Genomic DNA, 23,151 nt, shown 5'->3' on the forward strand with positions numbered 1-23,151 from the left:
AGATCGGCCACGTCGCCGGCGAGGGGCGTCGTCGCGTCGAAGTCCTCGCGGGAGAGGGAGGTGAGCACGGTCACGCCGACGACGAGGGGAGGCTCCGTCCCCGCCGCCGCGGCCCCCTCGGCGGCCGCCTCGGCCGCAGCGCGCATCATCTCGAGGCCGCCCGAGGCGTGGATTGTCATCATCCGCACGCCGAGCGCGCTCGCCGCGCGCACCGACCCGGCCACCGTGGCGGGGATGTCGTGGAACTTGAGATCGAGGAAGACGCGGCCGCCGCGATCGGCGATCTCCCGCGCCATTCCCGGCCCCTCGGCGGTGAAGAGCCGGCTGCCCAGCTTGAAGAAGGAGATCGTGCCCGACAGGGCCTCGACGAGTCGGAGCCCCTCCCCGCGATCCTCCACGTCGAGCGCCGCGATGATCTCCGGCGTGCGCGCCTGTGTGTCCATCCCGTTTTCCCTTCCTTATTATATGTCGCCGGGGAGGCGCCGCCGGTCGCCGGCGCCCGCGATCCCGGATCAGCCGTCGATGGCCGCCGGCACGCCGTTTGCCCGGAGCGCCCCGACGATGCGCGCGGGGAGGTCCGGGTCGGCGAAGATGCCGGTGCCCACCTGCACCGCGGCGGCCCCGGCCATGAAGAACTTCAGCGCGTCGTCGACCGAGGCGATCCCGCCGGCGCCGATGACGGGGATCGACACGGCCCGGGCCGCCTGCCAGACCGCGCACAAAGCGACGGGCAGGATCGCCGGCCCGGAGAGCCCCGCCGTGACGCGGTCGAAGACGAACCGCCGGCGCGCCGTGTCGACGTCGAGCCCGAGGACGGTGTTGATCGCCGTGACCGCGTGCGCGCCTCCCGCCTCCGCCGCCCGCGCGAGCGGGGCGAGATCCCCCGCGTTCGGCGTGAGCTTGGCGAAGACCGCGCGCCCCGGCAGCCGCTCGCGGGCCGCCGCCACGTAGCGCTCGACGAGCGCCGGATCGACGCCGACCGCCATCCCGCCGCGCGAGACGTTCGGGCAGGAGAGGTTGAGCTCGACGGCGTCGAAACCCGTCGCCGCCGCCGTCCGGTCGAGGAGCGGCAGGTACTCCTCCCAGTCCTCCCCGGCGAGGCTGACGACCGCCCTTCCCCCCGCCGCGAGGAGCGCGGAAAGCTTGCGGTCGAAGAAAACCTCCGCCCCGACGTTCTCGAGCCCGACACTGTTGAGGAGCCCGGCCGGCGTCTCCTGGAGCCGCGGGCCGGGATTGCCCGGCCGCGGATGGAGCGAGACGGTCTTCGTTACGACGGCGCCGACCGCGGCGATGTCGACGAGTCCGGCGTACTCCTCCCCGTAGCCGGCCGGCCCCGAGGCGAGCATCACGGGGTTCTCGAAGGAGGCCGGGCCGATCCGGAGGCCGATCAGGCGCGTCGTCATCGATCCCACCCCTCCCAGTCGATCCCGTCGGCGTCGAAGACGGGGCCGTCCGAGCAGACAGCGGCGAAGCGGTCTGTTCCCCTGAGCGGGGCGGTGCAGCCGCGGCAGGCGCCCACGCCGCAGGCCATGACCGTCTCGAGCGAGGTCTCGTGCCCCTCGAACGCCGTCCCGGCGCGCTCGCACAGCGCCCGGACCATCCCCGACGGCCCGCAGGAATAGAGCATGCCTCCGGCGGCGAGGCTGCCGTCGTCGAGCAGGCTCGCGAAAAGCGAGACGACGTCCCCCTCGAAGCCGGCGGAGCCGTCGATCGTGGCGAAGTGCGTCTCGTCGAACTCGTCCTCGAGCGCGCCGCGCATCAGCTCCTCCTCGCAGCTCGCGCCGAAGAGGAGGACGCCGCGTTCGAGCAGGCCGCGGCGCCGCCAGCTCCTGGCGGCGAAGATCATCGGGGCGAGCCCCGTCCCGCCGGCGACGAAGACGGCGCGTCCCGCGGGCGGGGGCGCGAAGAGCCGTCCGCCGAGGGGGCCGACGAAATCGACCGCGTCGCCCGCGGCGCGCCCCGCGAGCCACCTCGAGCCCGCGCCGACGACCTTGACGACGAAGGTGATCGCATCGGCCGAGAGGTCCATGATCCCGAAGGGGCGGCGAAGGATCGACGAGGCCCCCTCCCCCGCCAGGAAGGAGACGAAGGTCCCCGGCTCGGCCTCGGGGAATCCGGCGGGACGTTCGGTGACGAGCATCGTCGTCGCCTGCGACAGCGCCTTCCTGCGGAGAACGTGCGCGGTGAAGCGGCCCCGGCCCGTCACGATCCCTCACCCTTCCGGCCGGCCGCGGACGTGTCGGGCGCGGACGGATAGGTCGTCGCGCGGCGGATAGCGTCGGGATCGGGGGGGCGGGCGGCCGTGGTGTCCGCCGGCGGCGGCGGGGGCGCGGCGGCCCGCGCGGTGTCCGGCGGGGCGGCGGACGTGTCAGGCGCCGCGGCCGTCGAATCCGGGACGACGATCGGCGCGATGCGCGTGGTGTCGGGCGCAGCGGGCGTCGGCGGAACGACCGCGGTCGACGTATCGGGCGCGGCCGGCGGCGGCGCGATCGTCGCGGTGTCGGCCACGACCGGCGGCGCGACGACGGCCGAATCGACGGCGGTCGTGTCCACGGGCGGGGCCGTTGCGGCCACCGAGTCGACGAAGGCGGCGAGGCTGTCCCTGAGCGACGCCATCCCCAGATCGCCGAGCCGGTCGACCGCCCCGCGCGCCTGCGGCGAACGCGGGAACCGCCTGGCGATCCCGCGGTAGAGGCGCGCCGCCTCGGCCACGTCCTTCATCTTCTTCTCGTGTATCCACGCGATCGCGAAGGCGGAGCGCGGGGCGAAGCTCGAGCCGGGGAAGCTGTCGACGACGGCCTGGTAGTCGACGATCGCCTCCTTGACCTTCTCGAGGCGCGTGAGTTGGATCTCCGCGGCGAGGAACCGCCGCTCCGCGCGCTGCTCGACGGTCGTCTCCCCGCCGCGGGACTCCTCGAGCTCGATCAGGCGCTTCAGGCTGGTCGCCTTCTGGAGGGCGAACGGCGCGAAATCGGAGTTGGCGTACTCGACGCTCACCTTCGAGAAGGCCTCCTGCGCGAGCGAGAGCGAGTCCATCTTCTCCTCGAAGATGACGCCCAGCCGATAGAAGGCCTCGGCCGAATAGGTGGACTTCGGGAACCGCTTCGCGATGTCCTCGTACGTCTCCCGCGCGCTCTCGAGCGAATCCATGCAGACGAAGCTCGCCGCGCGCCCGAGGATGAGCGGCGGCTGGTCGCGCGTCGTCGCGACCTCGACGAGCAGCCGGTCGAAGATCGCCATCGCCTCGTCGCATCTCCCGATCCGCGTGTAGCAGTCGCCGAGGAGGATCGATATCTCGCGCCGCCGCTCGGGGCTCATCCCGCCCCGCAGCACCTTCTCGTAGCCCGCGGCCGCCTCTTCCCATTCCCCCCGCGAGTAGTACAGCTCGGCGCTCTTGACGACCGCCTCCTGCACGCGGTCGCGGTCGTTCGATTCCTCGGCGACGCGGGCATAGTAGGAGAGCGCGGCCTCCACGTTCTCGGTCGCCAGGTAGATGTCGCCTGCGAGGAACATCGCATCGTACCGGAGATCGCTCTTCGGATGCTCCTCGAGGAACCGTTCGACGAGCGAGGTGGCCTGGCTGTAGTCGCGCTTCCGGTAGTAGGCGTAGGCGAGCCAGTATGAGGAACGGGGCGCGTAGTTGCTCCCGGGGTAGTTCGCCTGGATCTCCTGGAACTTGCGGATCCCCTTGTTGAGATCCCCCTGCCGGATGAGGGCCTGCCCCATGAGGAAGAGGGCGTCGTCGACCCACCGGCTGTCGGGATAGTTCGCGACGAGCGAGGCGCATTTCGTGACGACCTGTTCGTACTTGTCGCGCGCGGCCCGCTCGTCGCCGTCCGCCCGGATGCGCTGCTCCTCCGCCTCGCCGTAGATGCGGCGCGCGTTGTAGAGCGTGTTGAAGTAGGCGCACGACGCGGCGAGGGCCGCGGCGACGACGACGGCGACAAGGCCCGCCCTGCGGTATCCGGTCTTCACGGCTGCCTCCACCCTCCGGTTCCCGGGGTCGGTTCGGGGCGGCGGGGACGCGCGGCGCGCCCCCTCACCCGTCAAGTATAACGCTTCGCCAGTTCCCCTCAAGGAAAATGCCCTGGACGCGCCCGGTAAAACGCCGCCCGACGAGGGGCGTGTTGCGCGAGAGCGACAGGATCGCCTCCTTCTCGAAAACCCACTCCTCGTCGGTGTCGATGAGGACGAGGTCGGCCGGATCGCCCGCCTGGAGGCGTCCGCCCGGCAAACCGAGCGTCTCGGCCGGCCCGAGGGTGAGGAGACGGACGAGGTCGACGAGCTCGAGCTCGCCGGTGAGGACGAGCTCGGTGTGGAGCAGGGCGAAGGCCGTCTGCAGGCCGATCATCCCCGGCGGTGCGTAGTTGAACTCCACCTGCTTGTCGATCTCCGTGTGCGGGGCGTGGTCGGTGGCGATGCAGTCGATCGTCCCGTCCCGCAAGGCCGCTCGCAGGGCGGCGATGTCCGTCCCTCCGCGCAGGGGCGGGTTGACCTTGAGGTTGCGGTCGTAGGTCTCCAGCATCGAATCGTCCATCGTGAGATGGTGCGGCGTGACCTCGGCCGTGACCCGGACCCCCGCGCGCTTCGCGGCCTTGAGGATCTTGACGGAGCCGGCCGTCGAGAGGTGGGCGAGGTGGAGGCGGGAGCCAGTGAGCTCGGCGAGGCGGACGTCGCGGTCGACGGCGATCTCCTCGGCGGCGGCCGGCCACCCCTTGAGCCCCAGCCGCGTCGACTGGAACCCCTCGTGCATCTGCGCGTTCGCCGTGAGGCGGTGATCCTCGCAGTGCGAGACGACGGGCAGGTCGAACATCCCGGCGTACTCGAGCGCCGTGCGCATCGTGCGGCTGTTCTCCACCCACCTGCCGTCGTCGCTGAGGGCGACCGCCCCGGCGTCCCTGAGCAGGCGGTACTCGGAGATGACCTCCCCGCCGAGCCCCTTCGTGAGGGCGGCGATCGGGTAGACGCGGCAGTTGTCCGCCTCGGCGGCGCGGCAACGGATGTACTCGACGACGCTCGGGTCGTCGACGACCGGGTCGGTGTTGGCCATGCAGCAGACGGCCGTGTAGCCGCCGGCGGCCGCGGCCGCCGTGCCGGTGGCGACCGTCTCCTTCTCCTCGTGCCCCGGCTCGCGCAGGTGGGCGTGGACGTCGACGAAGCCCGGCGCGAGCAGCATCCCCGCGGCGTCCAGCACGGGCAGGTCGGTGTCGACCTCCTTCTGCCAGGCGATCTCGGCGATCGCGCCCTTGCGGACGAGCAGGCAGCCGGACCTGATCTTCTTCGCGGCGGGGTCGGCGATCCGCGCTCCCGCGATCCAGAATTCCTTCTTGTCTTTCCAGCTGATCATGTGTTCTCCCCCGCTCCTCTCTTACTGGATGTCGTCTTCCTCGATCTTGCCGCCGGCGATGAGGAACAGCACGGCCATCCGCGCTGCCACGCCGTTGGTGACCTGCTCCAGGATGACGGCGCGGTCGCCGTCGGCGATCTCCTGGCTGATCTCGACGCCGCGGTTCATCGGCCCCGGGTGCATCACGAGGCAGTGCTCCGGCGCGGCGCGCAGCGCCTCGGGCCCGACCCCGAAGACCTCGAAATACTCGCGCGAGCTCGGCAGGAGCCTGGCGTCCTGGCGCTCGAGCTGGATCCGCAGGATGTTGATGGCGTCGGCCTCGGCCACCGCCTTGCGGAGGTCGTACTCGACCGAGACGCCCCCCTCGCCGAGCTTCTCGATATCGACGGGCATCATCGTCGGCGGGCCGCAGAGGGTCACCTGCGCGCCGAGCTTCGTGAGCCCCCAGATGTTCGAGCGGGCGACGCGGCTGTGCATGATGTCGCCGATGATCGTCACCTTCTTGCCGGTGAAGGTCCCCCAGCGCTGGCGCAGGGTCAGCATGTCGAGGAGCGCCTGCGTGGGATGCTCGTGCTGGCCGTCGCCGGCGTTCACGATCGAGGCGTCGAGGAACTCCGACATGAACCTGTGCGCCCCCGAGGAGCCGTGCCGCATGACCACGATGTCCACCTTCATCGCCTGGATGTTCTCGACGGTGTCGCGGAGGGTCTCCCCCTTCGCCACCGAGGAGGTCGCCTTCGAGAAGTTGATCACGTCGGCGCTGAGGCGCTTCTCGGCGAGCTCGAAGCTCATCCGGGTCCTGGTGCTCGGCTCGTAGAAGACGTTCGCCACGGTGACCCCCCTGAGGGCGGGCACCTTCTTGACCTTCCGGTCCAGTACTTCCTTGAAGGAACCGGCCGTCTCGAGGATGAGATTGATCTCCTCCGCGGTCAGGTATTCCAGCCCCAGCAGGTCCTTGCGTTTGAACTGCACGCCGTCCTACCCCCTTTCTCCGTCGCGGAGATCGTGTCTATCCCTTCGACTTGCGCGGCGCACGCTTCGGCGCCGCGGCCTTGCGGTCCGTTTTCGTCCTGGACTTCGTTTTCGTCCTCGATTTCGTCCTGGCCTTGGCCTTCGTCTTCGTCTTCGGCCGCTTCTTCGCGGTCGACGGCTTCGCCTTCGCCGCCTTCTTCGCCGGCGTCCGCTTCGCCGCGGCCTTCTTCGGGGCGGCCTTCCGCTTCGCGGCCGCCCTGCCCGCCGGCTTCTTCGCGGCCTTCCGCGCCGGGCCGGTCTCGTCCGGCGCCGGCTCGCCGTCGAACTCGATTCCCCGCTCGTCGCCGGGCTCGTCGAGGATCACGTCGCTCAGGACGACCTGCTCCTCGCCGTCGGTGTCGTAGAGGAGGACCTCGACCGTCTCGTTCTGCGAGGTGGGCACGTTCTTCCCGACGAAGTCCGCACGGATCGGGAACTCGCGGTGCCCCCGGTCGACGAGGACGGCGAGCTGGATCGCCTCGGGGCGGCCGAAGTCGATGAGCTCGGTGAGGGCCGCGCGGACGGTGCGGCCGGTGAAGAGGACGTCGTCGACGAGGACGACCGTCCGGCCGTCGAGATCGACGCCGATCTCGGTGTGGCCGACGACGGGGTTCCGGTCGATCATCTGCAGGTCGTCTCTGTAGAGGGTGATGTCGAGCGCGCCGACGGGCAGGTCGGTGCCCTCGAACTCGCGGATCGCCGCGGCGATCCGCTCTGCGAGCGGCACGCCGCGCTTGCGGATGCCGACGACGATCAGGCCGTCGACCCCCCGGTTGCGCTCGACGATCTCGTGGGCGATGCGCATGATGGTGCGACGGATCTGCATCTCGTCCATCACCACCGCTTTGCGAAGGATCTTCAACGAGGCACCTCCTCGGTGCGGGCGGGCAAAAAAAATCCTCCCGGTCGGGGAGGTCGAGGAGGGCTCGCGCGCGTTGACGCCCGATCGATCCTTTTCTGGCCTCCCGGACCAGATTAAAAGGCTCGTTCGAGGGGGATACTACACGAGGGCGCTGGGGGATGCAACCGAATTCTTGGTGGGGGCCTGGTCGGGCCCGGCCGGTGGCCCGAAAACCGGAAAATATCGATGACGCCCGGATCGGCGGCGGGGATTCAGAGAATTCAAGTTCTTGGTGATAATGTAATTAGACGGTGCCCGCTCGCAGTCTAATACTGTTAATGATCGTTTACGCTATTATTTTGCGCCTGATTTAAAATACGTTACCCATATTCCCCTGGAGTTGTGATATATTTATCCGGCACCTGTGGGGCTGCTAATCTGCATACACAGTTCTGTATACTATACGATGGCGCGGACGCTTCGCGCCGCACCATCGGCGCTGCGGATGTCCAGCCGCACGCTGTCCGGCGCTTCGCGCCAGCCATCGTGCGGCTGCGACGGATGGGCGTCCGCGTGAGCGGTGCTCACGCTCCCGCCCACCGCCGATCCGCAGCGCCGTTAGGCCCCACGGCGACATGGAAAGGAGACACTCTTGGCAGCTTTGAAGCCCAAGTTTGATCACTACCAGGATGTACGAACGAATCTGGCGAATTGGTCAGTCCCCTTCTGGGCGGTGTGCGTCTTCGTTTCGTGGCAGTACGTGCTCACCCCAGAGCATAGGTACTTCATTGCCATGCTTGTTCCTGGGACTGTCGAGTGGGTACGCATTCTCGGCAAGTTCGCTGCCGCGGTGGCAGTCGGCGGAATCATGTCGGTCGTGCTTGTTCACCTGCTCGAGATCCACGATCACTTGTACGACCACTATATCGTGCGCTGGCGGCGGCACTACGACTCCGAGTTCATCATGCCTGCCCTTCTCGCCCCCTACTCCGGCCGAGTGCCAGAGCGCACCATAGAACTCGCGCGGAGCGATGCAAAGGACTTCATGTGGCTTCACTTCTACCAGTTCGTGGGAGATCGCCACACCAAGATCAGTACGAACCTCGTCGTGCGGTTCTACGAGCGAGTCACCAAGTACTGGCTGTTCCAACTGGCGGAGGTAGCCACGCTCTTGCTCATCCTCGCGAGCGCCATCTACTGGCTCCTCGTCATCATCTTCACAGACACCGGCATCACGGGATCCGTGCTCTGGGTCTGGGGCTTGTCAGTCGTCGCCTTCGCGGTCAGCAGGATGATTGGCAGGGGTCTCCGAAGTCCTTTGACTCGTGCAACCCAGGCGGAGATCAACGCCGTTCATTCGACCTGCAAAGCGGAGTTCGAGGAGGCGCTCAGTGGTTTCCTCGTTAAGCATGGAGAGGAACTCGCAGATGCCTGAGATTAGATCTGACTACAGCGCCCAGCGAATCAACGCTCAGCCCAATCCGATGTTCATCAAGCTGCTCAGCCGGATGTCGGATTACTCCCCAGAGTGCGCGCGCGTCGTTGACCTTGGATGCGGCAAGTTGAGGCACTTGGTCCACCTACGTGAGTGCTATCGAGACATCACCTTGGTTGACACAGCTCATCAGCTCTCGGCGACGCACAAGCTGGGCAGTGCGACGAGCACGATACCGATGTTCGTCGACGGCCTCCGGAAGCGCAAGGGTGAGAAGCTCTCTGTCATTGAGTTCGGCGCCTTCGCCAAAGCGAAGTCTCTCCGAGTCCACGCTGTCTTCTGCGTCGCAGTGTTTGACGTAGTGCCGCCCGGGACCAGGAGAGCTCTCCTAGATGCTACGCACAGGCACCTCGGACCCGACGGCCTTTTTGTCCTGGTGGTGCCGCGCAACGACAGCAGCATCCTGCGTCGCTGCACTCACGACAATGAGTTCAAGGACGGTCATGTGTTCGCTCATCACGGTGTCCACACGTTCTATCGGAACTTCGGGGACTCGTCTGCGCTCGCCAAGTGGATCATGCGCCGGGATTTCGATCTTGTGGACGACCTGTCGAACTACCGCCAGATCGGACTCGTGATGCGCCGTGCGTGATGCACGGCCGTGGGGCCTAACTGGTGAATGCAGCCGACGATCTCGGGTGTCACGGTGACTGCAAGGGGGGCGTCGCTTCGCGACGCCAGCACACCCCGCGCCACCCTTCGCTCGCGGCTGATTCACGAGCGATGGCGCGGACAAGACGCGCCGGCCAGACGTGCGACACGGGGCTTTGAAGTCAGGTAAGGGTTGATCGTGAGAGTTGGATTGGTTGCGCGCGTTTCCGCGCCATCGGCGCTGCGGATTTCCATCCGCACGCTGTCCGGCGCTTCGCGCCAGCCATCGTGCGGCTGCGACGGATGGGCGTCCGCGTTAGCGGTGCTCACGCTCCCGCCCACCGCCGATCCGCAGCGCCGTTAGCCCACATGAACACGGAGACGGATATGGAGAAGCAAACACGACGAGTCCAAGGTTTTGTCAATCCAGACATCGTCCCGGTTGACCAAGACCAATGGGATCGGTTGAAGGAAGATATTGACGCGATTCACCCAGTCCGAGAATCAAACGCCAACGGGAAGTGGGGCATAATCGGGTTCTGTGGGAGTCTATTAATCTCGAACATTTTCTACCATTTCTCTGCATCCCCAAGCTCAAACGTCGCCTATGTGTCTCTTGCTCTGTGCACGGGACTTCTGCTCACTGCGTGGGCACTGGGTCGAACGCACAGACAGAGTAAGAATGCCCAAGCTCAAACAATTCTCCGATGCAAACGCACTGTCGCTGCCATTGAGAAACGATTGCGTATTGAAAGACCTGAGCTAATCTCGACGGTATTAGACCAAGAAACATCAAGTGAACTCGACAATAAAAGAGAAACGGATGGCAAATTAGAAGGAGGAGTTATGTCAGATCCAAGCGTGAAGGATATTCTGTCCAAACTGAACACCAGAAACAAAGCGAGGTAGACACCATGGCAACCATACTTGCACCATATAATCTTTGTCAGGTTATCGTTCACGTAAAGCAGGAGTTTTCTATACGATTGCAGAAGCCGTTGGATTCAAAGGTCGAAAAATCAAAGGACGCTTTCCGGTTTCAGGAGGCAGATCTTGACAAGGATGGAGACTTCGTGGCCAAGGCTGGCCATTTGAGAGACCGCCCCGACGTCAAGGTGAGGGCCACGACTCTGTACTCCTCCCAGAATCGTCTTTCAATTGACCTTCTGGGCGGAGAGACGAAGGACGCCATTGCCGTACTTATCTCACTTCTTGAAACCCTCTATGGGTTGAAGGAATCTGATCTTTTCAGCGGTATCGAATATGTTGAGTACAAAACCGTTACCAGAGTTCAACTGTCTACAACTCTTGACGGCGTGTTTTCCGACCAGATGCAGGAGATCCTGCGGTCGTGGAGGCGTTTTGACTCCAAGGCAATCGTGTCACCGTTGTCCGGGACACTGGCAAAGGGGACTCACGGGATCATATCCATAACCGACGACTACTATGAAAGACTGTACAAGGGACAGGAGGACATATTTGTTGTACCGAGCGAACTGGTGTTCCATGTCTTCATACCCACCAAGTACTACAAGATGACAAACCACAAGGTAAGGATCAACGTGCAGAGCTTTGAGGATTACAGTGACCGCATCTTCTTCTTCAGCACGGAATTGCCGTATGAGGATCATGTGGCGCTGATTGATGCTGTAGAAAACATGGGCTAACATACGCGTGGAGAGCTACAACATGGACCGCTCGGACGCGTCCCATCGGGCTCGCGTCGTCCGAGCAGGAGACCAGGCCGCCGACGGCCAGGAAGGCCAGGAGCCCCGCGGCCAGGATGTATGTCATGGTTCGTGAGCGCATGTGTTGTGCTCCCTTTTCATGATGACGTGCCCGTTTCAGCGCGGCGGGGACTTGATCGCGCCCCAGGAGGCGCGCGAGACCGCCGTCGGCCCGCACCCCACCGGGCGGGCGCCGATGAGCCCGCACGCGACGCCGGCCGGGTGGTTGCCCGGGGCGCAGGGCGAGCAGCTCTGCAGCAGGAAATTCCCCGTTCCGGACGGATCGGCGGCGCAGAACGCCGGAAATGCCGAGATGTTGCCGCGGAGACCGGTCGGATCGTCGCCCACGAGGTAGTCCGTGCCGTTCCCGTACACGTCGTTGCACCGGAAGGTCGAATCCGGCGCGGCCGAGACGACGCCGACACCGTTGCCGACGATCAGGTTGCATCTCGCCGCGGACGCGCCGCCGTCCAGGCCGGTCCCGCCGTTGAAGGCGATCGTGTTGCCCGTTATCTCCGCCGCGCCGTCGACGCAGATGCCGCCGGCTCCCGCGTAGAAGAGGTTGTCGCGGATGATGACCCCCGCCGATGTCTCGACGAACAGCGCGAAGAGCCCGTTCCCGGTGAAGATGCAGTCCTCGATCGTCACGTCCTGGAAAAACCGCACGCAGAGAGCCAGCGCAGGGCTGTCCGCGAAGGTGACGCCGGCGATGGAGAACCGGCGCTTCGTGCGGAACCACTCCCCCACCTCGAGGATGGGGGGCGGAGACATGCCGTTCCGGAGCATGGTCTCTGCCGCGCCGGCGACGCCGACGATCGCGAGACTGTCCCGCCGGCAGTTGATGGTGGGCTGGTCGTAAACGCCGGGAGCGAGCAGGATCGTGTCCCCCGGAGCGGCGCCGTCGATCGCCGCCTGGATCGTCGGCGCATCCCCCGACCCGTCGGGACGGACAAGCCAGCTCCGCGCCGGGGCATTCCCCGGCGCGCATACGATCAGGATCGATGCAACGATTGTCGTAACGGCGATACGCCCATGCATGCGTGTGCCTCTTCTGCGTCGATCCCGTGTACTTCCGCACATATTGTATGTTCGTTTCGCGGGTTCGGCAACGCGAGACGGCTCCGCCCGCCCGGCACCTAGCGTCTCGATCGAAAGCCGACGATCCGCTGCCGGCCCTCGTCCCAGAGATAAAGGAATGGCGACCGCAGGCTCTCCCGGATGGTGAGGGGCTTCACGGCCTGCATCGCCGGCGTCTCGTCGTAGCATCGCTGCAGGTTGTAATCGGGGATGCCCGGCCGGATGTGGTGGATGTGATGATAGCCGATGTTTCCCGTCATCCACTGGAGAATCCCGGGCAACCGGTAGTACGGGCTGCCCTCCAGCGCGATACGGATCGGATCCCGTTCGTCGTGGCGGGACCAGAGAACACTGTCGAACTGGTGCTGCACGTAGAACATCCACATCGCCATGGCGCCGCAGATGAGAATGACGGGCAGATGGATCAACACGTACGTGCGGAACCCGATGGTCAAACTCGCCGCGACGATGATGGCGAGAATGGCGATGACGGTGAGCAGCCAGAAGTCCCCGACACCGCGGCGATCCAGGTCCCCGACCGTTGCGTGATGGATGCCGTGCGCCCTGCGCCAGTCCTCGTACGGCGTGAAGGTCAGAATCCCGCAGATGCGTCCGAGGATGGCATTCGCCCTCCGGGAAGCGAAGAAGGACGAATGGACGCAGTCGTGGAAGAAGATGAGGATGCGGCCCAGGAAGACGGCGGCGGGCACCGCCCGGCGGAGGTCCGGTGTCTTCGGGCACACGTCATCTCCCCTCGTTCGGACCGGTGTGTCGTCTGTGCGCGAGTCCCGCTAAAAGTATCCCGCTCGGCGGAAGCCCTGTCAAGGCGCTCCGGGGGACGACGCGGTCACCGCATGACGACCAGCTTCCCCGAGCGGGTCGCCTCGCCTGCCCGCAGGCGACAGAAGTAGACGCCGGCGGCAACCGCTCGGCCCGTGTCGTCCCGGCCGTCCCAGGCCAGGTTGTGCGGGCCGCGCGCCATGACGGCGTCGACGAGGACGCAGACCCGCCGGCCCCGGGCGTCATAGACCGCCACGGCCACCCTTCCCCGCTCCGCAAGCGAGAACCGCAGCACTGTGGCGCCCGTGAACGGGTTCGGGCAGTTCCGGCAGAGCGCCGTCGAGCACCCGGGCGCCTCGTACGCCCCCGTCTCGAAGAGGACCCGCGCACTGCCGGTCGCGCCCCGGCATTCGACGCGATAGCGGTAGGTCATCCCCGGGCAGCAGACCGAGTCGCAGAACCGGAAGTCGATCTCGCCCGCGCCGGCTTGCACCTCGTCGAGCTCGACGAATTTCCTCCCGTACGAGGACAGCCGCTGCACGGAGAAGACGGCCCCCGACTCGGGCGCGGCGATGACCCACTCGATGCGGATCGAGCCTTCGTCGCGGAGAACGCGATACCGGTACTCCCTCGGTTGTTTGGCGGGTTCTCGTGCGCGAGGTTCCTGTGCGATCCGGCTCTCGTTCAGCCCGCTCGCACAGCATCCGGACAGAAACATTCGGCAAGCATGCCGACCGCAACATCACGCAGTCGTTGCATCGGTCACCTCCTTGCCCGAGCGCTTGCGTGCGAATCAGGAGACGGACGCGCTCGTCGATCCGTCAGGGCCGGCGAATGCGAACGGTGGGGGATGCCGGGCAGTTCCCGCGGGAAGCGGTCGAAGCGGATCCGACCACCACTGAAAATATAATGCATCTGTGCATCCATATCAACAGCGCACGGAATGGCGACTCGCCTGTGGTATAGTGTGGCGTCGCCGATCGACCGCGAGCGAACCGGATCGGCATTTCGGAACGGCCCGTAACGAACACGGAGAGCTTTCCCATGATGAAGTGGAATATCCCGCCGGCCATCGTCGTCGCAGCAGCCTGCCTGCTGTCGATCCTGCCCCAGGGTTGCGGCGACTCCGATCGCGAACGGAACGATTTCAGGGAACGCCTGCACGCGGTGTCGGACAGCATGCGCTCCGAGGCCGTGGCCGATTGCGCCAGGGCGGACGCGTTCCTTCGCATCATCCGCGCCATCTGTCGAGACAGCATCGACTGTCCCCGCCGGGAGGGAGAGACCATCGAGTTCCCGTTCGACGTGCTCACGGGCTTCCCCGTGGCGAACGACGGCGACTATTACGAATACATCGAGGCCGACCTGCCTTCCGTCTTTGCGGATCTGTCCGATTCCTGCGCGGTCGAGGACAGCGTGCTCGTCAGCGTCATGATCTTTCCCGGCCGTGAAGACGTATGCGACATGTCATACAAGCACGGCTACTTCACCGGCGATCCGGATCGCTGGCATCTCGCGTGCAAGCCGAGCCACGACAACCTGTGGTCCAGGACCGTCACGAAAGGCGGAGTCGGAGTCATCGGACATTCCGACAGGTACTACCGGCATTGCCTCGAGGATCCCCCGGTCGAGAGGGTCTTGTACATGCACAATACGAATTACCGGGAGACAGGCACCTATACGAACGGCACGATCGCCGTCGAGTACGACACGTATTATTACCGCATCGATCCGGGCGCCGACTGTCCCTGCAGCATGATCGCCTCGATACACTGGGACCCGCCGCGGGATTTCCAGTTCGCGGAAGGCAGACCGCCGGACCGCAAGTACGGCGGCGGCGACGACGAGTGGAAGATTCAGACCCTGCTTCGGAGATGGCAGAGGCGGAATGCGGATCGATGAGGCGGAGAGCAGACCGGAACGCATCCCGGGCGGTCAGCGAACACGGGCGTCCGGGGAAGGTGCGGCAGCGGCATCCGCCCGAGGCCCCACCGCCCCCCTCACCCCAGCGGCAGGAGCACGAGCGCCAGCGCCGCCACGGCCAGCCCGGCGACGGCGAGGCGCGAGAGCTTCTCGCGCCACACGACGAGGCCCAGCACGGTGGACCCGAGGATGACGGCGAGGTTGGTGAACGGGAACGCGATCGAGGCGGGCACATCCCGCAGGGCCCGCAGCATGAAGATCGTGCTGTAGAGGTTCGGCACCCCCAGCAGGAACCCCAGCAGCACCGTCCGGCGCTCGACCCTGAGCCCCCTCGCCCCCACGATCCCCCACGCGAACAGGCAGGCCACCGTGAAGAGGATGAACGTGAAGACAAGCCGGTCGACCCCCGTCCCCGTCTCGCGGAAGGCCTTGAGGAGCACGTCCCCGATCCCCATCACGAGGAAGAGCGAGACGATGAGAAGCCGGTAGCCGCGCCTGCCGTGCGCCTCCCCCCCGTCGCGGATCCCCGCGCCGAAGAGGAGGATCGCGGCGGCGCCGAGTGCGATCCCCGCCCACTGCAGCGGCCCCGGCTGCTCGCTCCATACGAGGATCGACACGACGATCGGCACGGCCACCGAGAGGCGCATCACCGTCACGGGCACGGCGAGCGGTCCCCGGGCGATCCCCGTCATGAGGAGCAGGAAGCCGAGGACGTAATCGACCCCCGCCACGGCGCCGAGGGCAAGGATCCCCGCCGGCGGCCGGGGCACCCCTCCCCCGGGAAGCAGCAAAGCCAGGGACAAGAGCGACGCGACGATGTAGTTCGCCGCCGCCAGCACCACGCGGTCCCCCCCGCGGGTCTCGTTGATCTTGAGGATGACGGCGATGAGGATCGAGCACCCCGCCGCGGGCAGCAGCCAGATCACGGCGCCTCCCCGACGAACTGGTCCGCGAAGGCGGCCGCGGTGAGGGCCTCCCCCGTGGCGAGCTCCACGTGGCGGTCCCAGCGGTGGCTGTTCCCCGGGCGGAAGACGACCTCGTTGAACCAGTCGCCGACGTCCCGCCTGCCATGGAGCCCCGCGCCGTCGACGCCGAAACGCCGGCGGACGTGGCTGGCGAAGAGCGAGGCGATCATCTCGCCGAGCATGTAGTTGTGGTAGTAGACGGGACTCGAGACGATGTGGATCTTCGTCGCCCAGTCCGGCTCGTCGCGCCCGTCGGGGCGGCGGACGAGCTGGTGGCGCTCGACGAGATCCCACCACAGGGCGTTGAGGTCGCCGCCCGGATCCCGGTAGAGCTCGCGCTCGAAGCGGAACATCACCTGGCACCAGCGGGCGAAGACGAGCTGCTTCGCGCGGAGGCTCCGGGAGACGGCGAGGCCGATCCGCTCCGTCTCGGCGTCTCCGAGGCCGAGCGCGGCACGCATCCACGCGGGATCCTGCGCGAGCCGGCCGAAGAACATCGCCGCCGCCTCGGTCGTGGCCAGGTGCGGGTAGGTGCGCAAAAGCCAGGGCAGCTCGCCGTCGATCCCCAGGTCGTAGACGCCGTGGCCGAGCTCGTGGAGGATCGTCTCCATCCAGTAGGCGTTGTCCTTCATGTTGGCGAGGATCCGCACGTCGCCGCGGCGGTCGATGTCGGTGCAGAAGGCGTGCGGGTTCTTCCCCTCGCGCTCGTAGAGATCGCTCGCCCGGAGGATTGGCTCTACGTCCATGCCGAGCCCCGCGTAGAAGTCCCGCGCGAGGACGACCGGGTCCGTCCCCCGGTAGAACGCGTCGAGATCGACGTCGCCCACCGAGACGGCCTCCTGGAAGAAGGGGTCCTCGTAGTGCCAGGGGCGGAGCTCGCCGGCCGGCACGCCGAAGCGGGCGGCGAGATGGCCGTCGATCTCCTCCTTGATGGCGGCGAAGGGCCCGGCGGTGAGCCGGTCGAGATCGTCGAAGAGCGCGAGCAGCTCGTCGCCGTCCTGCTCGGCCAGCTCGAGGGACATGGCGTGGTAGTCGCCGAAGCCCGCGGCGCGCGCCGACTCGTTCCTGAGGCGGACGAGCTCGAGCAACCGGTCGGCGACGACGCGTCCGACGCGCTTGTTCGCCTCCCACACCCGGCGGCGGCGCTCCTGGTCGCCGGAGGTACGAAGGATATCGTGGACGTCGTTCATCGTGAGCGTTTTGCCGTTTTCCTCCGTGCGGAAGGTGCCGAAGGCGCCCTCCACCTCCGAGGCCAGCTCGACGATGCGGCCGAGGAGGGCCGGGTCGACCTGGTTGCCGAGATACCGGCGGTAGAGCACGCCGGCCGAGCGCTTCAGGAGCGGATCCTCGATCCCGTCCTCCTCCCATGCGCGCCGGACCACGGCGAACGCCCCGGTATCGGCGTAGATCTCCTCGATCCGTTTCTGCAGCCGGGAGAACCGGCGGAAATGCTCGTCACTGCCGGAGAGGGAGGCCTCCCAGTAGGCGAGCGCCGCCTCGCGGTCGAGCGGCGCTATCCGCTCGACGTGCGTTTCGACGAACCGGGCGAAATCGGTCACTGCGATCCCTTCGTGCGTGTTTTCACGGCCGGCGGCTTTCCGCCGGCCGTGAACGGAACAACTACTTATACATCGTTTCGCGGTCCGGGGCAATCCCCCGCCGGGCGTTTCCGGCTTCCCTCGTAGAGGGTGTACCGCCGGAAGCTGCACCGCAGGGAACCGTTCCTGAGCGCGATCCGCCGCTCGGGCCGCAGGCCGATCCGCTTGAGCGCGTCGATGTTGGCCGAGAGCACCCACGCCTCCCACCCGGCCCACCGCCGCTTGAGCGTATCGCCGAGCGACCGGTAGAGTTCCTCGATCCCCTCCTCCTCGAGCCGCTCGCCGTAGGGCGGGTTGGTCACGATGACCCCCTCCGCCGCCGGCGGCCCGGCATCCTCGAAGGCCCGCGTCTCGATCGGGACGTCGTCGAGGAGAAAGGCGCGGCGGGCGTTCTGGCGCGCGAGCCGGGCGGCCTCAGGATCGACGTCCCCGCCCCCAACGGCGACGCCGAGGGGCCGGACGGCCGTCTTCGCCTCGCCCAGGATCCGCTGCCAGAGCGGCTCGTCGAGGTCGGGCCACCGGAGGAAGCCGAAATCGGGCCGCAGGAGCCCCGGGGCGATATGCCGGGCGATCATCGCCGCCTCGATCGGGATCGTCCCCGAGCCGCACATCGGGTCCACGAAGGCGCGCTCGCCGCGCCAGCCCGTGAGGAGGATCATCCCCGCGGCGAGGTTCTCCGAGAGGGGCGCCTCGGTGCGCTCGAGACGGTAGCCGCGCCTGCCGAGGGCGCGCCCCGAGGAGTCCAGCGAGACGACGCAGTCGCGGTCGGCGATGTGCACGTTGATCCGCAGGGTCGGCGCGGCCGTGTCCACCGACGGCCGCCGCCCGGCGATGTCGCGGAAGCGGTCGACGACGGCGTCCTTGACCTTGAGGGCCACCCAGCCCGAGTGGTGGAAATGCGGCGATGAGACGACCGAGTCCACGGCGAGGGTGTCGTCGACGCCGAGATGCGTTTCCCAGGGGATCTCACGCACGAGGCGGTAGAGGCTCTTCTCCGTGCGGGTGTTGAACCGCGCCACCGGCACGAGGACGCGCGTTGCGGTGCGCAGCCACAGGTTGGCCCGGTAGAGGAGGTCCCGGCCGCCCCGGCAGGCGACGACGCGGTTGCCCGGCTCGATCGCCGACGCGCCGAGCGCGGCGAGCTCGCCGGCGAGGACCGTCTCGAGCCCCGAGAGGGTCTTGACCGTGATCGCGAATTCGCTCTCCGGCATGATCCCGGCGGCTGGGCCGCCCCTTCTCCTTCCCGTCCGGCGCGGCCGGCGGCCTTCCGCCGGCGCCCCCCAGCCCCTAGAGCCAGTGCCTGCGCCGGAAATAGACGATCATGACGACGCCGACGACGAGCATCGCGCCGAGCGCGGCCGGGTAGCCCCACGCCAGCTTCAGCTCCGGCATCCGCTCGAAGTTCATCCCGTAGATCCCCGCGATGAAGGTGAGGGGGATGAAGATCGTCGCGATGATCGTGAGGACCTTCATCACCTCGTTCATCCGGTTGCTCACGCTGGAGAGGTAGAGGTCGAGGAGCCCGGCGGTCATGTCCCGGAGGGATTCGACGGTGTCGATCACCTGCACGGTGTGGTCGTAGACGTCGCGAAGGTAGACGACGGTGGATTCGTGGACGAGTGGCGACTCGCTCCGCTCGAGGCCGCTCACCACCTCGCGCAGCGGCCAGATCGACTTGCGGAGGAAGATCATCTCCTTCTTCAGGGTCCGGATCGTCGCCAGTTCGTGCATCGACGGCTCCTCGACCATCGCCTCGTCGAGGTCCTCGATCCGGTCGCCGGCCACCTCGAGGATCGTGAAGTAGTTGTCGACGATGATGTCGATGAGCGCGTAGGCGAGGTAGTCGGGCCCCACCCGCCGGATGCGTCCGCGCGAGGTGCGCAGCCGATCGCGGACCGGCTCGAAGACGTCCCCGGGACGCTCCTGGAACGAGATGATGAAATTCTCGCCGACGAGGAGGCTCACCTGCTCGCCGTCGAGCTCGCCGCCCCCGTCCACCGAGAGCATCCGGAGGACGATGAAGAGCAGGTTGTCGAAGACCTCCAGCTTCGGCCGCTGGCCGGTGCTGGCGAGATCCTCGAGGACGAGCGGGTGGATGCCGAAGCGGTCGCCGAGCTTCGTGAGGAGTTCGACGTCGTGCACCCCGTCGATGTTGACCCAGGTGACGGACGGGGTCTCCCTGAAGGGGAAGCATTCCTCGACCCGCTCCACCTCGCGTTCCTCGAGATGCTCGGCGTCGTAGTCGATGATCGTGATCCGCGGCTTCTCCTCGCGGGCCTCGTGGGGGACGATCGTCCCCGGCGGCAGCCCCGCCTTCCGCGGCCGTTTCCTGACGAGCCGTGCCATCCCTCCTCCTCTCTCCGGTTGATCCGCCGCCGGGGGCGCGGCGATGCGCCGCTACAGTTCGTCGTACCGGTAGCAGCCGACGAGGTGGTCGTTCACCAGCCCGGCCGCCTGCATGAAGGCGTAGACGATCGTCGGTCCGACGAAGGAAAACCCCCGTTTCTTCAGGTCGCCGCTCATCTCCTCCGCCTCGGGGGAGAGAGCCGGGATCTCGGCCTCGCGCCGCCAGCGGTTCCGCTTCGGCTCGCCCCCGACGAATGACCACGCGTAGCGGGCGAAGGAGCCGAACTCCTGCCGCGTCTCGAGCACGCGAGCCGCGTTGTTCACCACCGATCGGACCTTGGCCCGGTTGCGGATGATCCGCTCGTCGCCGAGGAGGCGCTCGATGCGCTTTTCGGTGAATCGCGCCACCGCCGCCGGGTCGAAGCCGGCGAAGAGCGCGCGGTAGCCCTCGCGCCGCTTGAGTATCGTGAGCCAGCTCAGCCCCGCCTGGGCGCCGCCGAGCGAGAGATGCTCGAAGAGGAGCCGGTCGTCGCGGGCCGGCACGCCCCAGTCGGCGTCGTGGTAGGCGACGAGGAGCGGATGCGACAGGCACCACTCGCAGCGTGGCCGTCCGTCGCCGTCGTCCGTCCGCTTCTTCGCCGTCATTTCAATCCTTTCCCGGCGCCCGCTCCGGCGCCATGGACCGTTTCGCCCAAAGCCCGCCCCGCAAGCGCACCCGCACCGCCCGGCGCCCGCCCGCCGCCCGTTCCGGCGGCATCGCCCTCCATCTTCCGCCAACGGGCGCCGCGCGTCAACTCCGCTTCTCGATCTGCCTGATCAGCCCCGTGAAGATGTAGTGGTGGAAGGGGAGGAAGGCGTACCAGTACAGCCGGCCGAAGAGACTGTTCGTGTCGTAGTACGCCGTCACGCTGAGGCGGTGGCGATCCCCCGCCCCGCGGATGCCGAAGGCGAGCCACGCCCGGCCGGGGAGCTTCATCTCGGCCCTGAGCAAAAGCCGGCGGCCCGGCACGAGGTCCTCGATCCGCCAGAAGTCGATCACGTCGTTCACCTGGAGATGCGTGCGGCTGCGCCGGCCGCGCGCGGCGCCGACGCCGCCGAGCACCGTGTCCGCCCAGCCGCGGAGGCGCCACATCCAGTTGCCGGCGAACCACCCCTCCTTCCCGCCGATCCGGCAGATCGAGCGGAAGAGCGACGCGGGCTCCCTGTCCGAGAGGATGGCGTACTCGGCGGTGTACCGCGCCCCGCCGGGAAGCTCGTGGAGCTTGAGGGCCAGCTCGTGGGCCGGCGGGTAGGCGTGCGTCCAGCGCGTGTGTATCCGGTCCTGCTCCTCCCTCGTCATCGCGCGGACGATCGCCTCGCGATAGGAGAGCGGCCTGAAGGGGAGGATCTTCCGGATCGAGTCCTCCTGCACGACGACGTCGTTGCGGAGCCCCTCCATCAGGGCGCGTGTCATGGCGGCGGGCACCGGCGTGAGGAAACTCGCGGCGAAGGCGTAGAAACGGATGGTGTCTCCCGGGACGCGCACGAAGAGGCGCCGCCGGCCGAGCAGCCGGGCGAGGATCTCGGCCATGCGGCGGTAGGTGAGGACGTCCAGCCCGCCGATGTCGAACTCGCGCCCCGTGGTGGCCTCCGTCTCGAGGCAGCCGACGAGGTACTTGACGACGTCGCGCACGCCGATCGGCTGGCAGCGGGTGAGGCCGAAGCGCGGCACGGGGATCACGGGCAGCTTCGAGACGATGTTCTTGACGATCTCGTAGGAGGCGCTCCCCGAGCCGATGACGACGGCGGCGCGGAGCCGGGTGACGGGCACCGGTCCGAGCACGAGCCGGTCGGCCACCTCGATCCGCGACCGCAGGTGATTGGAGAGACGCGCGCGGACGTCGCCGAGCCCGCCGAGGTATATGATCCGCCTGACGCCCGCCGCTGCGGCGGCGGTGCGGAAATTCTCCGCCGCGCGGATGTCGGCGTCGTGGAAGCGCTTGCGCCCGAGGAGAAGCGAATGGATGAGATAGTAGGCCGTGTCCACGCCGTCCATGGCGCGCCGGAGGGCCGCCTCGTCGAGGGCGTCGGCCTCGAGGATCTCAACCGCCGGCCAGTTCTCGCGGCACTCGGGCGACCGGCCGCGGACCATCGCGCGCACGCGGTAGCCGCGGGCGAGGAGCTCGGGAACGAGCCGGCCGCCGATGTACCCGGTGGCGCCGGTCACGAGGACCGCGCCGATCTCCGGGCACGGCGTCGACGGCAGGTCGGCGCAGAAGAGGTCGTCGCCGAGGCGTTCCGCTTCCCCGCCGCACTCAACGTCGTTCATCGCGCCGTCCTCCGGGACCGGCCGCCGGCCCGCCGCTCATTCCCCGTCCCATCCGGCCAGGCGGGCGAAGAGCCACCAGGCTGCATAGGCCTTCATGTTGGCGTTCACCGGCTGAGTGTGGTCCGCGTCGCAGACGTACCAGTCCACGCCCTCCGTGTGCGCCGCCTGCCACTCGAGGCCCCAGTTGGCGTCCCGCTCGCCGTCGCCGTCGGAGTCGTACTCGCACTCGTCGGTCGGGATCCGGTCGCCGTACCAGACGCCGTCCGGATCGTACGTCTCGATGTCGGCGAAGTCGTAGAGCGCCCGCTCGTTCGTCCGGCAGTAATCGCGGATCTGCTCGTTCCTGAGGTGCAGGTTGCCGTCCAGCCCCGTGCCGTCGAGATGGCCCGTCATGTAGACGAACCGCACGCCGGGATAGTCGGCCTCGAGCCCGCTCATGAGGGAGAGGTAGAGCTCGATGTCGGCGACGGAGGCGTCGCTCACCTGCCCGCACCATGCCCACATCACGACGTTGATCTCCGGGTGCGCGGCGAGGAACTCGCGCGTCGCCCCTTCCCACGCCGTGAAGTTCGGGCTTCCGAGGTCGTAGGCCGACGTCGAGACGTCCGTCCGCAGGGCGAGGATCCCCTCCCCGCCCGTCGACGAGTACCGGTAGTCGTCGCCGGCGAAGCCGACCAGCCCGCTCATGCCGCTCGTGATCTGGCTGCCGTGCGAGGTGTGCTCGTAGGCGATGCGGAGCTGCTCCTTCGCCGCGTCGATCGCCCACGAGGGGATCCGGTCGAGATCGATGCAGGCGTGGTCGACGATGATCGCCCCGGTGGTGTCGCCGCCGCCCCCGCCGCCGCCCCCGCCGCCGGGATCGGAGGTCGTGGCCGTCTCGTCGTCGCACCCGGCCGCGAGCGCAGCCGCGAGAGCGAGAGCGATGCAGAATCGTTTCATGGTGTCGTTCCTTTCAGAAGGCCGCTGCCCGGAGTATACAGGCCCGGCGGGCCGCGGTGAACCGGAAAAGCGGGTTTCAAACGGACGCGGCGTCGAGCCGCCTGCCCCCGGACGCGCCGGCCGGCTTCCCGCCGGATGCCAGGCAATTTCCCGCCGGGCGTGCCGGCCGGCCTCCGCCGGGCGTGCCGGCCGGCCTCCGGCCG

21 protein-coding genes are annotated in these 23,151 nt (G+C 67.5%); 4 read left to right on the top strand and 17 right to left on the bottom strand.

Annotated elements, in window-relative coordinates:
* From pyrF to pyrR, 7 genes are all read right to left on the bottom strand, one after another.
* Positions 1–443 (bottom strand): orotidine-5'-phosphate decarboxylase (gene pyrF, locus JW876_07240; GenBank protein ID MBN1885297.1); only part of this gene is annotated, 443 nt, incomplete at its 3' end.
* 69 nt (positions 444–512) lie between these two features.
* The gene (locus JW876_07245) at positions 513–1,403 is read right to left on the bottom strand and encodes a dihydroorotate dehydrogenase (protein MBN1885298.1); all 891 of its coding nucleotides are present in this window, start codon (positions 1,401–1,403) and stop codon (positions 513–515) included.
* Positions 1,400–2,206: a hypothetical protein gene (locus tag JW876_07250; protein ID MBN1885299.1), complete on the bottom strand. Its 807-nt coding sequence runs from the start codon at positions 2,204–2,206 to the stop codon at positions 1,400–1,402. The genes JW876_07245 and JW876_07250 overlap by 4 nt, the downstream gene beginning before the upstream one ends.
* Positions 2,203–3,975, bottom strand: coding sequence for a tetratricopeptide repeat protein (locus tag JW876_07255; GenBank protein MBN1885300.1), 1,773 nt, complete (start codon positions 3,973–3,975; stop codon positions 2,203–2,205). The genes JW876_07250 and JW876_07255 overlap by 4 nt, the downstream gene beginning before the upstream one ends.
* Positions 3,976–4,039: 64 nt before the next feature.
* Positions 4,040–5,347: a dihydroorotase gene (locus JW876_07260; GenBank protein ID MBN1885301.1), complete on the bottom strand. Its 1,308-nt coding sequence runs from the start codon at positions 5,345–5,347 to the stop codon at positions 4,040–4,042.
* 21 nt (positions 5,348–5,368) lie between these two features.
* A complete protein-coding gene (locus tag JW876_07265; protein ID MBN1885302.1) occupies positions 5,369–6,319 on the bottom strand; it encodes an aspartate carbamoyltransferase catalytic subunit in 951 nt (316 codons plus the stop codon).
* A 37-nt stretch (positions 6,320–6,356) separates the two neighbouring features.
* Positions 6,357–7,214, bottom strand: a complete 858-nt coding sequence (gene pyrR / locus JW876_07270) for a bifunctional pyr operon transcriptional regulator/uracil phosphoribosyltransferase PyrR (protein ID MBN1885303.1) — start codon at positions 7,212–7,214, stop codon at positions 6,357–6,359.
* Between the two features lie 637 nt (positions 7,215–7,851).
* Here pyrR and JW876_07275 point away from each other — a divergent pair.
* The 3 genes from JW876_07275 to JW876_07285 all read left to right on the top strand — a co-directional run bounded on the left by JW876_07275 (position 7,852) and on the right by JW876_07285 (position 10,952).
* The gene (locus JW876_07275) at positions 7,852–8,634 is read left to right on the top strand and encodes a hypothetical protein (GenBank protein ID MBN1885304.1); all 783 of its coding nucleotides are present in this window, start codon (positions 7,852–7,854) and stop codon (positions 8,632–8,634) included.
* Entirely contained in the window at positions 8,627–9,286 is a 660-nt protein-coding gene (locus tag JW876_07280) for a methyltransferase domain-containing protein (protein ID MBN1885305.1), read from the top strand. Before JW876_07275 ends, JW876_07280 begins: the two co-directional genes overlap by 8 nt.
* A 913-nt stretch (positions 9,287–10,199) precedes the next feature.
* Positions 10,200–10,952: a hypothetical protein gene (locus JW876_07285; GenBank protein MBN1885306.1), complete on the top strand. Its 753-nt coding sequence runs from the start codon at positions 10,200–10,202 to the stop codon at positions 10,950–10,952.
* Between the two features lie 177 nt (positions 10,953–11,129).
* Here JW876_07285 and JW876_07290 read toward each other — a convergent pair whose 3' ends face one another.
* The 3 genes from JW876_07290 to JW876_07300 all read right to left on the bottom strand — a co-directional run bounded on the left by JW876_07290 (position 11,130) and on the right by JW876_07300 (position 13,587).
* Positions 11,130–12,050 carry a right-handed parallel beta-helix repeat-containing protein gene (locus JW876_07290; protein MBN1885307.1) on the bottom strand — a complete coding sequence of 307 codons (921 nt, stop codon included), beginning with the start codon at positions 12,048–12,050 and terminating at the stop codon, positions 11,130–11,132.
* 98 nt (positions 12,051–12,148) lie between these two features.
* Positions 12,149–12,832, bottom strand: coding sequence for a fatty acid desaturase (locus tag JW876_07295; protein MBN1885308.1), 684 nt, complete (start codon positions 12,830–12,832; stop codon positions 12,149–12,151).
* Between the two features lie 104 nt (positions 12,833–12,936).
* The gene (locus JW876_07300; protein ID MBN1885309.1) at positions 12,937–13,587 is read right to left on the bottom strand and encodes a T9SS type A sorting domain-containing protein; all 651 of its coding nucleotides are present in this window, start codon (positions 13,585–13,587) and stop codon (positions 12,937–12,939) included.
* 326 nt (positions 13,588–13,913) lie between these two features.
* Here JW876_07300 and JW876_07305 point away from each other — a divergent pair, with 326 nt between their 5' ends.
* Positions 13,914–14,771, top strand: a complete 858-nt coding sequence (locus JW876_07305; protein ID MBN1885310.1) for a hypothetical protein — start codon at positions 13,914–13,916, stop codon at positions 14,769–14,771.
* 98 nt (positions 14,772–14,869) lie between these two features.
* On the opposite strand, the gene JW876_07310 is transcribed toward JW876_07305, so the two are convergent.
* From JW876_07310 to JW876_07340, 7 genes are all read right to left on the bottom strand, one after another.
* On the bottom strand, positions 14,870–15,718 hold the full coding sequence (locus tag JW876_07310; GenBank protein MBN1885311.1) for an EamA family transporter: 849 nt from the start codon (positions 15,716–15,718) through the stop codon (positions 14,870–14,872).
* Complete coding sequence (locus JW876_07315) at positions 15,715–17,316, bottom strand: M3 family oligoendopeptidase (protein ID MBN1885312.1); 1,602 nt, start codon at positions 17,314–17,316, stop codon at positions 15,715–15,717. The genes JW876_07310 and JW876_07315 overlap by 4 nt, the downstream gene beginning before the upstream one ends.
* Positions 17,317–17,381: 65 nt before the next feature.
* Positions 17,382–18,566 carry a class I SAM-dependent RNA methyltransferase gene (locus JW876_07320; GenBank protein ID MBN1885313.1) on the bottom strand — a complete coding sequence of 395 codons (1,185 nt, stop codon included), beginning with the start codon at positions 18,564–18,566 and terminating at the stop codon, positions 17,382–17,384.
* Positions 18,567–18,642: 76 nt separating this feature from the next.
* Entirely contained in the window at positions 18,643–19,701 is a 1,059-nt protein-coding gene (gene corA / locus JW876_07325) for a magnesium/cobalt transporter CorA (GenBank protein ID MBN1885314.1), read from the bottom strand.
* A 51-nt stretch (positions 19,702–19,752) separates the two neighbouring features.
* Positions 19,753–20,346, bottom strand: a complete 594-nt coding sequence (locus JW876_07330) for a DNA-3-methyladenine glycosylase I (protein MBN1885315.1) — start codon at positions 20,344–20,346, stop codon at positions 19,753–19,755.
* A gap of 145 nt (positions 20,347–20,491) precedes the next feature.
* The gene (locus JW876_07335; protein ID MBN1885316.1) at positions 20,492–22,009 is read right to left on the bottom strand and encodes an SDR family oxidoreductase; all 1,518 of its coding nucleotides are present in this window, start codon (positions 22,007–22,009) and stop codon (positions 20,492–20,494) included.
* 36 nt (positions 22,010–22,045) lie between these two features.
* On the bottom strand, positions 22,046–22,948 hold the full coding sequence (locus JW876_07340; GenBank protein ID MBN1885317.1) for a hypothetical protein: 903 nt from the start codon (positions 22,946–22,948) through the stop codon (positions 22,046–22,048).
* Between the last annotated feature and the right edge of the window lie 203 nt (positions 22,949–23,151).

Source organism: Candidatus Krumholzibacteriota bacterium, assembly GCA_016931295.1.
Lineage (GTDB): Bacteria > Krumholzibacteriota > Krumholzibacteriia > Krumholzibacteriales > Krumholzibacteriaceae > JAFGEZ01.

Coding starts and splice junctions, on each gene's coding strand:
- JW876_07245 (MBN1885298.1), bottom strand. CDS start 1,403: ATGACGACGCGCCTGATCGGCCTCCGGATCGGCCCGGCCTCCTTCGAG.
- JW876_07260 (MBN1885301.1), bottom strand. CDS start 5,347: ATGATCAGCTGGAAAGACAAGAAGGAATTCTGGATCGCGGGAGCGCGG.
- JW876_07280 (MBN1885305.1), top strand. CDS start 8,627: ATGCCTGAGATTAGATCTGACTACAGCGCCCAGCGAATCAACGCTCAG.
- JW876_07285 (MBN1885306.1), top strand. CDS start 10,200: ATGGCAACCATACTTGCACCATATAATCTTTGTCAGGTTATCGTTCAC.
- JW876_07290 (MBN1885307.1), bottom strand. CDS start 12,050: ATGCATGGGCGTATCGCCGTTACGACAATCGTTGCATCGATCCTGATC.
- JW876_07300 (MBN1885309.1), bottom strand. CDS start 13,587: ATGTTTCTGTCCGGATGCTGTGCGAGCGGGCTGAACGAGAGCCGGATC.
- JW876_07305 (MBN1885310.1), top strand. CDS start 13,914: ATGATGAAGTGGAATATCCCGCCGGCCATCGTCGTCGCAGCAGCCTGC.
- JW876_07320 (MBN1885313.1), bottom strand. CDS start 18,566: ATGCCGGAGAGCGAATTCGCGATCACGGTCAAGACCCTCTCGGGGCTC.
- corA (MBN1885314.1), bottom strand. CDS start 19,701: ATGGCACGGCTCGTCAGGAAACGGCCGCGGAAGGCGGGGCTGCCGCCG.
- JW876_07330 (MBN1885315.1), bottom strand. CDS start 20,346: ATGACGGCGAAGAAGCGGACGGACGACGGCGACGGACGGCCACGCTGC.
- JW876_07335 (MBN1885316.1), bottom strand. CDS start 22,009: ATGAACGACGTTGAGTGCGGCGGGGAAGCGGAACGCCTCGGCGACGAC.
- JW876_07340 (MBN1885317.1), bottom strand. CDS start 22,948: ATGAAACGATTCTGCATCGCTCTCGCTCTCGCGGCTGCGCTCGCGGCC.